Source organism: Desulfobulbus rhabdoformis (assembly GCF_016919065.1).
Lineage (GTDB): Bacteria > Desulfobacterota > Desulfobulbia > Desulfobulbales > Desulfobulbaceae > Desulfobulbus > Desulfobulbus rhabdoformis.
In genome coordinates this window covers 1-13346 of the sequence record NZ_JAFFQA010000025.1, presented here as the reverse complement: position 1 = coordinate 13346, position 13346 = coordinate 1, and the positions used below count along the sequence as shown (strand labels likewise).

General features: G+C 52.6%; 10 protein-coding genes and 1 tRNA gene. 5 read left to right on the top strand and 6 right to left on the bottom strand.

Annotated features, from left to right (window positions below; genetic code table 11):
• Positions 1-3 precede the first annotated feature (3 nt).
• Positions 4-2886: a PAS domain S-box protein gene (locus JWJ90_RS13710; protein WP_205227800.1), complete on the top strand. Its 2883-nt coding sequence runs from the start codon at positions 4-6 to the stop codon at positions 2884-2886.
• A gap of 56 nt (positions 2887-2942) precedes the next feature.
• Here JWJ90_RS13710 and mltA read toward each other — a convergent pair whose 3' ends face one another.
• The 3 genes from mltA to JWJ90_RS13695 are packed head-to-tail and all read right to left on the bottom strand — an operon-like array spanning position 2943 to position 7407.
• A complete protein-coding gene (gene mltA / locus JWJ90_RS13705; protein ID WP_205227799.1) occupies positions 2943-4166 on the bottom strand; it encodes a murein transglycosylase A in 1224 nt (407 codons plus the stop codon).
• Positions 4126-5124: an acetyltransferase gene (locus tag JWJ90_RS13700; RefSeq protein WP_205227798.1), complete on the bottom strand. Its 999-nt coding sequence runs from the start codon at positions 5122-5124 to the stop codon at positions 4126-4128. The genes mltA and JWJ90_RS13700 overlap by 41 nt, the downstream gene beginning before the upstream one ends.
• Positions 5125-5145: 21 nt before the next feature.
• Positions 5146-7407 (bottom strand): LPS assembly protein LptD, encoded by a 2262-nt coding sequence (locus JWJ90_RS13695; protein WP_205227797.1) that lies wholly within the window; start codon positions 7405-7407, stop codon positions 5146-5148.
• Between the two features lie 319 nt (positions 7408-7726).
• On the opposite strand from JWJ90_RS13695, the gene JWJ90_RS13690 reads away from it, so the two are divergent.
• From JWJ90_RS13690 to JWJ90_RS13680, 3 genes are all read left to right on the top strand, one after another.
• A complete protein-coding gene (locus tag JWJ90_RS13690; protein WP_205227796.1) occupies positions 7727-8707 on the top strand; it encodes a radical SAM protein in 981 nt (326 codons plus the stop codon).
• Between the two features lie 91 nt (positions 8708-8798).
• Positions 8799-11084 carry an Rne/Rng family ribonuclease gene (locus tag JWJ90_RS13685; protein WP_205227795.1) on the top strand — a complete coding sequence of 762 codons (2286 nt, stop codon included), beginning with the start codon at positions 8799-8801 and terminating at the stop codon, positions 11082-11084.
• 68 nt (positions 11085-11152) lie between these two features.
• A tRNA-Arg gene (locus tag JWJ90_RS13680) sits at positions 11153-11229 on the top strand.
• A 385-nt stretch (positions 11230-11614) separates the two neighbouring features.
• Here JWJ90_RS13680 and JWJ90_RS13675 read toward each other — a convergent pair.
• Positions 11615-12091: a hypothetical protein gene (locus JWJ90_RS13675; protein ID WP_205227794.1), complete on the bottom strand. Its 477-nt coding sequence runs from the start codon at positions 12089-12091 to the stop codon at positions 11615-11617.
• Positions 12092-12107: 16 nt separating this feature from the next.
• The gene (locus JWJ90_RS13670; protein ID WP_205227793.1) at positions 12108-12329 is read right to left on the bottom strand and encodes a hypothetical protein; all 222 of its coding nucleotides are present in this window, start codon (positions 12327-12329) and stop codon (positions 12108-12110) included.
• Positions 12330-12438: 109 nt separating this feature from the next.
• Here JWJ90_RS13670 and JWJ90_RS13665 point away from each other — a divergent pair, with 109 nt between their 5' ends.
• Positions 12439-12807, top strand: a complete 369-nt coding sequence (locus tag JWJ90_RS13665) for a hypothetical protein (protein WP_205227792.1) — start codon at positions 12439-12441, stop codon at positions 12805-12807.
• Positions 12808-13076: 269 nt separating this feature from the next.
• Here JWJ90_RS13665 and JWJ90_RS13660 read toward each other — a convergent pair.
• A partial coding sequence (locus JWJ90_RS13660) for a hypothetical protein (RefSeq protein WP_205227791.1) occupies positions 13077-13346 on the bottom strand: 270 nt, incomplete at its 5' end.

Sequence of the window (13346 nt, the reverse complement as noted above, 5' to 3'; positions counted from 1 at the left end):
GAGTTGCATGAGCTGAACCGAATTGGCGACACTCTGGAAACACAGCTGACACAGAATCTGACCGAGGTTATTGCAAGCACCCATTTGGGGCAAAAATTTGTTTTGGTCTTCTGGTTCGTCTTTCTTCTGCTCACCTTTATTCTGCTCTATCGGGCCGTGCGTTCTGAATCGACCCAATCACAGCAGGAACAACTCATCTACGCCCTGCTTGACTCAACCAGCGACATTATTTTCGTGAAAGGAACCGATGAACGCTTTCTCTTCTGCAACCAGGCCACCTGCCATTTTCTGGGCAGAGAACCTGAAGAAGTTATCGGCAAAGACGATTACGATTTTTTCCCCGAAGAGGTTGCAGAGCGACTGTTCGAAAAGGACCGCTCCATTCTTGAGTCCGGAGCAACGATCCAACATGAAGAGCAATTGCTCTCTCACCTGGGGACAACACATCAGTTTCTGGTCGCCAAAGGGGCGATCAAGGACCGCAATGGCAAAGTCAATGGCCTTTTTTGTATCGCCCACGACATCACGCGACAACGATTGGACGAAGAGCAGCTGCATCATCACCGCCTGATGCTCCAACGCACGAGCCAGCTGGCGAAGGTCGGAGGTTGGGAACTCGATCCCCTTACTCTGGTAGTTTCATGGACCGAGGAATGTTCGCGTATCCATGACCTGGAGCTGGGTCTGGAAAAACAGGTGACCCTGGCCGAAGAGCTCAGCTTTTTTCAGGGAGAACATAGACGTAAAATCGAGCGGGCTGTCCAGGCAGCCGTCAATCACGGCACGCCCTACGATCTCGAACTAAAAATGACATCGGCTGCAGGCATTCAAAAATGGGTGCACGCTCAGGGGGAACCGGTGCTTGAAGACGGCCAGGTCACCTATATTTATGGGGCCTTGCAGGATATCACCACGCGCAAAATTGCAGAGGAAGCCCTACGAACAAGCGAGCAAAGGCTTAAAGAGGCGCAGCGTCTGGCAGAAATCGGCAACTGGCGATGGGATGTGCTTTCCGATACCCATACCTGGTCGGAACAGATCTATAGCATCTACGGCTGTAACCCCGAGAGCCAGCCCATAGGCTACCCTGAAGTAAAACAGTATTTTTCAGCGGAAAGTTGGATCTCCCTGAACCACGCCATTCAACTTTGTATGCAGACGGGTAAAGGGTATACCTGCGATGCCGAGCTCATCCGCGCAAACGGTGTCCACCGCTGGGTGACCATCCGCGGGGAAGCCATCCCCGGTGAGGATGGTACCGTGCACAGCCTGATGGGCACTATGCAGGACATCACCGATCGGAAAAAGATGGAAGAAACCCTACGTGACTCGGAAAAAAAATACCGTACTCTTTTTGACCACTCCATGGATGCCATCGCCATCATTGAAGGGTTTCCTCTTCGTTTCCGCTATGTGAACGCCTCTTTTGTAAAGTACTTCGGATTTACCGAAGAAGAGATGCGGGAAAAATCTTCGGAGCAGATATGGGATTTGGTCTACGAGGAAGACCGGGCGCTCGTGCAGGAAAATTTCAAAAAGCGCATGCAGGGAGAAACCGTTGCCCCACGCTATGAGTTTCGGGTTTTGCCTAAAGATGGCACACTCCGCTGGGTTGAGATCTCCAGCAGTGTAGCCAAGCTGGGGCTGCAGTTGATTAATCAGACCATCTACCGTGATATCACTCCGCGCAAGGAGGCCGAGGCCGCCCAGAAAGCCCTGCAGGAACAACTCAACCAGGCCCAGAAACTGGAGTCAATCGGGCGACTTGCCGGTGGCATAGCCCACGATTTCAACAACATGCTCAGTATCATCCTGGGGGGGATTGATCTACTGGAGGAGCAGATTTCCCCCGAGACGCCTCTGGCCAAAGACCTGACGGATATCAAAAAAGCAGCCGAGCGTTCTGCCGACCTGACGCGGCAGTTGCTGGCCTTTGCGCGAAAACAGGCGGTGTCCCCCAAGGTCCTCGACCTGAACACCACCGTCGAGGGCCTCCTCAAAATGCTGAGTCGGCTCATTGGTGAGGATATCGAACTCTTCTGGAGTCCCGGTTATCCCCTCTGGCCGGTGTATATTGACCCGTCCCAGGTTGATCAACTGCTGGCGAACCTCTGCATCAATGGTCGCGATGCCATAACCGGGGCGGGCAGCCTGACCATTGAAACGGAGAATGCGTTTTTTGATGCCGCCTACTGTGCGCAACACGCCGAATGTGTCCCAGGGGAATATGTCCTGCTGGCGGTGAGCGATAACGGTCGCGGAATGGACCGCAAGACCCAAGAAAGAATATTTGAACCTTTTTTCACCACCAAAGACATGGGAAAAGGGACCGGCCTTGGCCTGGCCACGGTCCACGGCATCGTCCACCAAAACAACGGGTTCATTCATGTCCACAGCGAGCCTGAGCAGGGCTCTACCTTTAAAATCTATCTTCCAAGACACAAAGAAGTTCCATTGGAGATTCAGGAAAACAAGCAGGTCGAGGACCTGTCTGCGGCTGATACAACCATCCTTCTGGTTGAAGACGAAGACGCCCTGCTGGAGCTGAACCGCCGCATGCTTCTTGGCCTGGGCTATACTGTGCTGTCCGCCTCGACAACCACAGAGGCTATTCGCCTGGCCCGGGAACATGCCCAACGCATCGACCTGCTTCTGACAGATGTGGTTATGCCAGAAATGAACGGACGCGATCTCGCCCAAAGGCTGCAGACCTTCATCCCGAACCTGCAGCTGGTCTTCATGTCGGGCTATACGGCCGATGTCATCGCCCACCACGGCGTGTTGGACCAAGGGGTCCATTTCCTCAAAAAACCCTTTTCCAAACGAGAGCTCGGACTGAAATTACTCGAGGTCCTCACGGAATCGGGCTCAAACAAACAAGATTAATAAGAAACGTTTCTTGCCTAGCTGCCTCCACCGTCACGGATTTTGCGCCAAAATTTTCACCGCTTCTGTTCTTTTAGGAGAAGAAGCTGTACCTGCCCCCGAGCCCGCATGTGTCCTGCTTCCAGCCCGGCCTGCTCACCCGTCCCCCAGAAAAGATCGAGGCGATTGGCTCCCGCAATGGCAGAGCCGCTGTCCTGAACGGCAACAATTCTGTGCAGGGGGAGCCATTGGGCTTGTTCCTCTTGTTCCTCGCACACGACCGGCCGGGAAGTTTGCAGCCAAAGCACCGCCCCTGGCGGGTAGACACGCTGGTCAGCTGCCACCGAGCGTCCAGGGGTTAGCCCCCTGTTGAGGCTGCCCACAGCTGGTCCGGGCTCCGTCCAGTCAAAAAAGATATAGGATGCATTCTGGTGCAAGATCAGCTCACGCTCACGGGGATGGCGGGACAGGTAGCCCCGTATACTCCCCATATTCACCTGGGCCAGTTCCATACGCCCGCTCTTGACCAGAAATCTGCCTATGCTCGTGTACGGATGCCCGTTTCGTCCTGCATAATGCACCCCGCGCACACGCCCGTCTTCAAGCATGACGATACCTGATCCTTGAACATGGAGGGTAAAGGCATCAAAGGGATCCCTCAGCCAAACCAATTCCTGCCCCTTAAGCAACTGTCCCGTCTCAATCTCCTGCCTGGTCCAGTAGGGATGCAGACGACCATCTACAAGCCGCCCGATCTGTTTTTTTTTGGGGGAAGGGTGCGCGACGATCAGATCAGCAGGTAGACGATACAGGGGATGGGTATAGGGGGTATGCGACTGGAGACTACCACGGAAAACCGGTTGGTAGTACCCGGTGACCAGGAGTTGCTTTACCGAGGAATCAGCGAGCGAAATCCAGGAAAAATCCTGGTGGAGTTGCTGATGAAAGGCTGCTGCATTCCCGTAACGCTGCGCAACATCTTGAAGATGGCGGGCCGTGGCAAGCAGGCGGGAGGCGGGGATTTGCAGCTCGCCGAAACGGTAGCTCGTCTCAACCGGTCTTGTTTGCAGGTAGCTGATACTCTGCTCAAGGACCTTGAGCAGACTCACCTGATCAAGGTCATCAAACAATGGCGGTTTCGCCTGGGCCTGAAGCGTCCAGGCGCCAGACGTCAAGGCGTACCAGAGCAGGAGAAGAGTAAGGAAAAAAGACCGCCTAATCCCCGTCGAAACGGGCAGGGATTCTCCTCGCAGGTTGGAGTTATGGCAAGGGCTCACAGAACTGATCGTTAAAGGCCGCAAGAAAGGTCTCCAACTCCTGCGCAGGGAGTTCATTGATACCGGCTGCGGCAGCTCGTCCGCCACCGGTGGCAAATCCACGGCAGAGCACGTCAGCGCCCTCCCGGGTTGTCAGAGGTGCGCGCACGCTCACCAGGTAACTCCCGGTGGAGCGCTCAATCAGCGTTGCATGGGCCAGATTTGGTTCTTGCCGGGCAAGCTGATTGGAAAAGACCCCCACCACCCGTTTGGCCCATGTTACCTCCGGCAAAATGAAAACGCGGCCGGCAGCCGAACTCTGTGAAGGGCTCAGCGCCGCGGCCTGGCCCATATCCTCTGCGTAGCCTTGACGCAGACGGGCAAGAACGGGAGATTCCAGCTCCATATCCAGCGGGTCGGCAAACCGATGCACCTCCTGAAAAAGGGCAGCCGGGTGAATGAGCAGATCCGATTCCGCCATACCGTAGCCATTGTAATTGAGCAATCGGCCCATTTCCTGGAGCAAGGCAACCTGTTCCCGTGAATAATCGAGCCCCTCGGCAAGTTCAGTGGCCACATCATCGAGGTTATCACCAAAGGCACCGACAATGGCCCAGGGCCGGTACTTACCCCCTAAAAGACTGTCAATAATAAGTGAGGTACAGGTCAGAGGCGATGGATCAATATGGGTTTCCAGCGTGGTGCAGAAGGGAATATTGCCGCTGTAATGATGATCGGCATAAAACACCGTGTTGCCCTGTTCTAAAAGCTGAACCAAAGCCTCACGGTTTCGATCCAGGGAGATATCGAGCACGGTGATGCGGCTTTGGCGCACCTGAGTGAGACGGGAAAGGAGCTGAATATCGCGTTTAATGCCCGTAACAAGCTCGGCGGCTTCACAAGGTGCGTGCAGACGCAGTTGGTGTAGGGCGCAGATACCATCTGCATCCCCGTTAAAAACATCAAAATGGGTGACTGTGGAGGAAACCTGTTGAGGTGTCATAGTGTAAATAAGAGGTAACTTTTATTGACCGGTAAAATCAAAACCAAAAGGATTGCCGATATTGGCTAAGCGAAAGGTGAGCATGAAGGACTGATCACCGGACTCGCTATGAGAGGAGAGTTCAACTGACCAGCAGGGTTGCATATAGCGCACCCTGATGGTCTCCTCGATCGTGTCGTTATCTTCGATGTTCCGCTCCAGCGCATAGCCAGCCGCAAAGTTATACGGCAAGAAATACCAGACGCTGCCCTTCACCGAGTTGACGTCAGTGAGCTCATTGTAGCGGTAATCCAGAGAAAGCGTATCTCCGCGACTGCTTGTGAAGTCGGAATCTATGGAGTGATAGAAGGCGCCATCCCCGTAGACATCAAACTTGGTGGTGTACTTGACCCGCATCCGCTTGGCCGGATACCAGCCGGTTTCCGCCTCGATTGGGGTCAGAGGTGAATCTTTTTCCGTGGAGCGCAGATCATAGCCCTGCTTTATTTTTAAATAGGCGTACTGACGATCAAAGCTGCGCCCATTATGGACCCCGCTGATCGAAAAAAAGTTATTTATTCCCAGATAGAGGGTGTTTTCCTCTTCCAGATCATCCACCCAGTCAAATTGAGGCATGGCCTTCTCATCGGGAATCTCTGTGTAGCTATAGGCAAGATAGGGGCGCAAGGTGTGGGTAACACCATTAAACTCATCAAAATCAACACTAAAATCTCGAGCGAGAGTGGTTCCCACCTCACCGTTGAGGGTATAGAGAAACCGATTTTTGGAATCCGAATTCTGCCATTGGCTGGCGCCGTTATCTTCAATCAGATACGAGGTGTTGCGCACACTGCCGCTGACATAACTCTCGATGTAGGGTGAGATGGGAATCCCGGCGGTGATGGTGGGCATGAGGTCAATGCGCTGCCCTTCCACCCCCTTGTCCCTCCAGAAAGAGGTGTAATTGGCTGCCCAGGAAAAATCAGGTCCGTTTTCATTCCAGACAGGCAGCAAACCGGTGTAGGTGAGAGAGGGCAGCTTCCAGGCCAGTGAAGGATCATCAGCGGTGTAGACGGTGTCGCTGACATCATTGATGGCTGAAAGTTCCGCCAGCAAGGCTGTACCGTTATCCCAGCTGCGCAGGGCCCCAAGGGTATTTTCCCGGTAGCGGTTGCTCTCGTCGATAAAACCACGTCCAAAGACATCGAGAAAACGGGTCTGATTCGTGGAAAACCCTGTTGACCCACTGGTGAATTCACTTAAATAATCCAGGTCGGAGACAACATCGAGATCAAGTCTGGTCACCCAGGGACCGATATTCTGGTCAACCTTACCCCGGAACCAGTACCGATCAGGGTTGGTGTGGGTGAAATCGGAGTCCGCATAATAACTGGTTTCCGAAGGGTCGGAGAGATCATCATCGAGGTAGTGGGCCATGAACATGCCCCTGCTCTCGTCACTGAGAACATAACGGTATTCAGCACCAAGCATCAGGCCACGATCGGCAAAGTAACGTGGATAAAGCGTAAGATCACTGCTGGGTGACAGGTTGATGAAGAAAGGCGTTTCCAGACTGAATCCACCGGTGTCTGACAAGGACATGGAGGGAAAAAGCAGGCCGGTTTGCCGTTTGCGCTTTGCCGGGAGCAACATGACCGGGGTATAAAATACTGGAATGTCTTTAATACGAAAGGTGGCATGTTTCAAAAGCGCATACCCGCCGTCGGTAATATCGGTATCAGCGGCGGCAAAACTCCAGGGGGGGACCTGCCCCGGTTGCAGCTTACAGGTCACCACCCAGCCATCTTCAATGTGGTAGGTCCGTTCTCCGGTCTTTTCAATCAGCCGCCCTTCAAAATGGAGCTCCTTTTCATGGCTGAGGATGGTGGCGTTGGTGAAGCGACCGGAGGCGGTATTCAGGTCAATCACCCCGGAATCTGCGCTGAGCACATCGGGACCAACATGAATCTCCAGATTCCCCGTTGCCTCTAATGTCCCTTTAGTGAAGTCATAGGCAACCCGATCAGCCCTGACAGTGGTTACGGTCTTCAGCTTGGGCGTCTCATGTCCCCCTTTGAGGGCAATTTTAGCCTGGGGGATGACAGGCTCTTTTTTTTCCAGGAGCACATTGCCTTCGGCCACCAAAAGTGGGGGACTGTCCTCACGGATCATCTTATCTGCGGTGAGATTCCACTGTTTGGCATCAATAAGCACATTGGCCCATGCCGTGGAGGGAAGCTGCGCAAACAGTACCCCAAGGATAAAAAATATGGGCAGGGCCCGGTAGAGAGCGGGATGCTTCACCTCGAAAAGCTCCTTTTCTGGTCAGAAATGTTCGGCGGAAAAACAAGGAGTCCGATTGAATGGCACAACAACAAAAACCACCATCCAACCGGCTGGAGCGATTAAAGAAACGGAAAATCAATAACCACTGATAACTGGCCCGAATGTACGAGCCCCCCGGTGGGGTGTCAAGCTAAAAGCGTAGATTTGCCTTGCGTGCGCTTGGAAATTAGTTTACAAAACTCCAGTTGTAAAATTGCCTAATAACCTGATTTTCCAAGGCTTGCATCTTTTATAGTATACACGCTTTTACCAGCGCTTCAAACAGTCACAACCCTACATGAATTGTATTTTCGGCCCGGTGAACTCCAGGCGGCTCGGCCGGTCTCTGGGTATCGATCTCTTTTTAGATAAGATCTGTAATCTCAACTGTCTTTACTGTGAAGTCGGGCGAACAATCACGCCTGTCGGCAGGCGTGATTATTATTCTGACACCAATGCCATCCTGGCCGAGATTGATCGATTCTGTAGCGACACAAGCCGTCTTGCCGAGGTCGACGTGGTTACGGTCACCGCTTCAGGTGAACCGACACTCCATAAGGATCTTGGAAAAATTCTTCGCCATATCAAAGCAACCACAAATAAGCCGCTTGCTGTTCTTACCAACGGGACCACTCTGCATGATCCCCAGGTTCGAGCGGAGTTGCTTGTAGCAGATATTGTTACCCCATCGCTTGATTCGGCGCGGGAAGAAAGCTTTCGCAAAATTGATCGCCCTATACAAGGGTTGCATCTCAGTGAGATCATTGCTGGTCTCCAGGCTTTTTCCCACGAATACCAGGGCAAACTCTGGCTGGAAATTCTTTTTGTCCAGGGAATAAACGATACGGATGCAGATATCGAAGCCCTTATAGCTGCACTGCGGCCAATGCGTATTGACCGTATTCAGCTGAACACTGTTGTTCGCCCCCCTGCGGAATCCTTTGCCCACGCAGTTCCCTCCCCGGAACTCTCCGCAATTGGTGCGCGTATTCAAGAAGCCCTTTCCCTGCCGGTCGACTTCCCCCATGAACCGGCCCCCAAAACTGTTTTTCCTGAGCAATCGCCCTCTGCCACATCTTGTGCGGCAGATGAGGAAGGGATTGTTCAGGCCATTGTCGAAATGTTGCAGCGGCGCCCATGCACCGCTGCGGATATTGACCGAACCTTTCATATACAAGGTCCGGAAAAAGTTGAGCGCCTGCTCGAACCGTTGATCCGTTCCCATACCCTCCAAATTCAGGAGCATGGCGGACAACGTTTTTATCAAATCGCTTCGTAAGGAATCATCGTGCAACCGTTTTCTGTCAACAGCACGTCCTTCACCAGCGCAACGGTTCGGCCGCTTGTAACAAATTACTTAAAGGACACGAATGACCAAGAACGATTCCAAAGAAAAATCCCCCCCTGTTCGCAAGGCAAAAAAAGGAGCCTGGTGGAAAAGTCTCACCCCTGATTCCACCGAAGCCAAGGAGAAAAAGACCACAACCCGAACAGCACGCACTTCGCGAGCCAAAAGCAACAAAGCCGCTCAGGTTCCCAACACTCCTCCCGTTCCTGTCGAGCCGAGTCAGCCCGCCCCCGAAGGAGAAGAAGCGGTCACCCTGGAAGAGATCACTGCACAGCCGGTAGTCACCGAGTTGGAGCTCATCCCATCGGTTGTGGAGCCGGAGACCACGCCTGCTGCTCCAGAAACCGATTCAGTTCAGGTGCCCGCGCCAGCACAATCGACCGAGGCACAAACGGATAATCCTGTCGAAGCTGCAGAGGAAAAAGAGGCAGCCCCCCCTGTTGAGGAGGTCTCCAAAGAACCAGAGCAATCACCTGTGGACACCACCGTACACGAGGCGGACACAAGTGAGCAATCTGTCCCCAGCCCGGTAAAAGAAGAGGAGCAGGAAGCTCCCCCCCAGGAAGAACAGACGGTTGCCGAAGAAACACCAGAACCCGCGGCTCCTAAAAAACGACGCTCGCGCCGTGGTGGGAAAAAACGCAACAAGCAACAGGCGGAGGCTGCGCAGCCAGAGCTGAGCACAGAAGAAGAGCAGCCTATCACCACCACGCTTGAATCGGAAAGCGAGGAGGAAAAAAACGGTGGCCCGGAATCTGCGAAAGAAAAGCAAGCACCTGCAAAACAGGTAATTTTAAAGCTGCTCGTTAACGCAGAAGAGCCCGAAGAGTGTCGTATTGCCCTTATCGAAGATGGTCGCCTGGAATCCTTCCATGTCACCACTGTCGATCGTGAACCCACGAAAAACAACATCTACAAGGGGCGTATCGTCTCCATTGAGGCCAATCTTCAGGCCGCCTTTGTGGACATCGGCACCGGGCGTAACGGGTTCCTCCCCTTTAACGAAATCCATCCTGAGTATTATCGCCAGGATGTCAATGAACGGGTACGCTCTCTCATCTCCCAGCAGCAGTGGAAAAAGCTGAAAATTGAAGATGTTATGCAGCGTGGTCAGGAGGTTCTTGTCCAGGTGGTTAAAGAGGTCACAGGGAATAAAGGGGCCAACATGACAACCTACCTCTCCTTGCCGGGACGCTTTTTGGTGCTCATGCCCGGGTCCGACAGCGCAGGCATATCCCGCAAGATCGTGGGCGAGGAACGCCGCGCAGCCCTGCGGGAAATCATGAGCCAGTTCGATATTCCCGAGGGGATCGGCTATATCATCCGTACCGCATCTGTTGATATTACCCATAACGCCCTGGAAAAAGACATCAGCGCCCTGTTGAATCTGTGGCAGAGTATAAAAAGGCGGGGCCAGACCAAAGAAGCACCAGCTCTGGTCTATGAAGAGCAGGATACGGTCGTCCGTTTTCTTCGGGATCAGTTCACCCCCGAGATCCGGGAAATTTTGGTCGACACCCTGGAATCAAGGGATAATGTCAACGATTTTATCGAGACACTGCCCGCCAAACAGCGGGATGTCAAGGTCAGGCTGCACCGGGGCAACAAGCCGATCTTCAATCAGTTCAACATAGAAGAGCAGATCGAATCGATTTTCAAGCCGCAGGTTGCGCTTCCCTCTGGTGGCTCCATCGTCATAAACCCCACCGAGGCACTGGTTGCCATTGACGTCAACTCCGGACGCACCTCTAAAAATGCCGATTTTGACGAGACCATCTTTCTGGCCAACATGGAGGCTGCTGCCGAGTTGGCGCGCCAGCTCAGACTCCGCGACCTCGGTGGCCTGGTCGTGGTCGACTTCATTGACATGCGCAACAAGAAGCATATCCGTGAGGTTGAGCGCCAGGTCAAGGCAAGCATGAAGCGTGACAAGGCGAAAGTCGACATCTCTAAAATCTCCCGTTTTGGACTGATGCAGATCTCCCGGCAAAAGATGGGTGCTCCCATTGAAAAGGGCAGCTACCGTACCTGTGAATATTGCCAGGGACGTGGTGTGGTCCGCTCGGTGGAAACTCTGGCCCTGTATTATCTGCGCCGCATTCAGACCGGTATCACCCGCAAGAAGGTTGCTCGTGTCGAGTGCCGCCTCCCCCTTGACGTAGCCCAGTATTTGCTCAATAAGAAACGTGCGGAGCTGAGCGACCTGGAAGCCAAACACCGGGCCAAGATCGATATTATTCCCCGGTATGAGCTGAAACCAGCCGAACACCAGCTCGATTTCCTTGAGTCGGACACGAAAAACGGATAAAAAGTGATCAACCTCAAAGAAAGAGCTTGCATCCACCACCTCCTTAGGATATAAAGCTCTTCACATTTGCGCCTGTAGCTCAGCTGGATAGAGCGCCGGACTACGAATCCGTAGGTCGGGAGTTCGAATCTCTCCAGGCGCGCCAGAAATATCAGGGACTTAGGCTTTATGCTTGAGTCCCTGTTTTTCTTTGGTGCTACCTATGTGCTACCTTTGAAAAAACTCATCACCACCAAGGGGAAAAACTTAAGCGTCGCGCACCTTGGGTTCCTTCTTATCCTCTTCGCCATCACCTTTTTCGCCGCCCAGCTCGAACACGTTCGGTCTGCCTCATCAACTCACACGTCATAGAATTTGACTTCGGAAAAAAATGGATGAGATAGCAGGTTGCTCCATCCAGGCAGTGGCGCTATTATTTGTATAAGGACTGTGCTTTGGCCCGAGAGTGAGTTGGATTTATCTTTCTCCATTAATGCGTTAGGGGTTCTCTCCGGAGGATGAAGGGACGGCGCCCCTTCCCAAAGCAATTCTTATCCCTTGCCTTGATAGTCTTCGTTCGCTTTCTCTCTCATCAGAACTGTTTGTCTGCTTGGCGTTAGGAGTGGGCTGGTCGGACTCAGCAACAGCAACACTAGCGAAGGTAGGTTTCCCGCCGGGGGATTCGGGGTGTGACTGCGCAGCACCCCACGGCAGTTCTTTTCTGTGACTTGCAGCGCTTCTTTCGAATGAAGACTGAATTTCCGCTTAAACGAACTTGATGCGAGGAACTTCTTCTTGGTTGACTCTTGAAAAGAACGCACACCCTTCTTCAGCGAGGATAGTTCAGAGGGGAGGAGAAAAGATTTCCGATCCTCTCTTTTTATGGACTGAAGAAATTCCCAAAGCATACGTCCATTATTCTGTTTTCCCTTGATAGCCCAAGGAAATATTTCCTCGGGGGCCAGTGGTCCGTTCATGCGCATTTGCGAACATTCAACGAGCATAAAATTGCGTTCGTTGCCATACACCAGATCTCCGGTGGCATTACTCCCCACTGTTACACTGTAACGCCTTGGCGATCTCATTGATTGCCACTTCCACCGCCTGGCGCTTGGCCCATCCCTCTTGCTGACAGATCCGCTCAAGGTTGGCCGCTGCGTGAGATTCAATCATAACCTGCAACCGAGTCAATAGTGCTCCATCAGGATCATGCAGGGCACGTTCTCGGTATCGTTGCTGCCGTTCTGCTGCTGTCATCGCTGCCATGGGTTCACCTCCTGTTTATTCGTTACAGTGTAACGCGCCATAGTGACAAGATCTTGCCAAATTCAGCAAGGGCATGTCGTGTCAAAATCTCGACACTATAATTTTATTTATGAAACTCGATTCTTTTGAGGCCAGCCATCTTGGCGAGACTGAGGGCTGCGCGGAAAGCCTTTGTGGTTTCCTGGAGGGATTTGGTGATAATCATTCATTTGTGTTTTTCTTTCGTTTCCCGCCACCAGGAACTCTTGAGCGGGGTTTTCCTGTAATGGGGCTTATCTTCACTGGCACAGGACGCGGCGCTTCTGGCAGCATTGCCGCCAACGCATCACGCTGCCGACACAGCTTGTCGATGGCTTCTTGCATAGTGGCAATCGACCGCCTGATAATCTTTTCCTCAAAGGTCATTTCCCGTGGGCCATGTTTTAGCCGCCTATTCGTCTTTTTTCTTTTGCTTCTTTCCACCACCGGGAATCCTTGATAGCGGTTTCCCTGTAATTGGACTTGTTTTCAGAGGTATATATTTTGGAGCCTCAGGCAACATCGATGCGAGCGCATCTCGTTGCAGGCACAACTTTGCTATCGTCTCTTGTATCGTGGCGATGGATCGACGAATTATTTTCTCTTCGAAGGTCATCTCTCGCGGTGGCATATGGTGCTCCCCCCCAAAAAAAAATCCCCAGTCAGCATCAGCCAACTGGGGAAAGACACGGGCATTATCAAACCTGCCCGTCTTTTTTATCTACCCTGTTACTGCATCAGCGGTTTCTTTTCTGCGTATTGCTGTCTTCCGCGAAATTCAGCCGCGGTGAATCCATGGACCGTTTGTCCAATCGTGAAATTATGGAAATCAATTTTTTCTGTCAGACTTTTAATCGCATTGGCAATTGACAGAGTTATGCTCGAAAGTGGTGTTTGAGGGGACTCTAAAAGAAAAATGACGTATCCTGTTGGAAACAGTTCGCCAAAACTCACTTCCAACAAAAAAGGATACGTCATGAGTGAAGGTAAAATCATTTC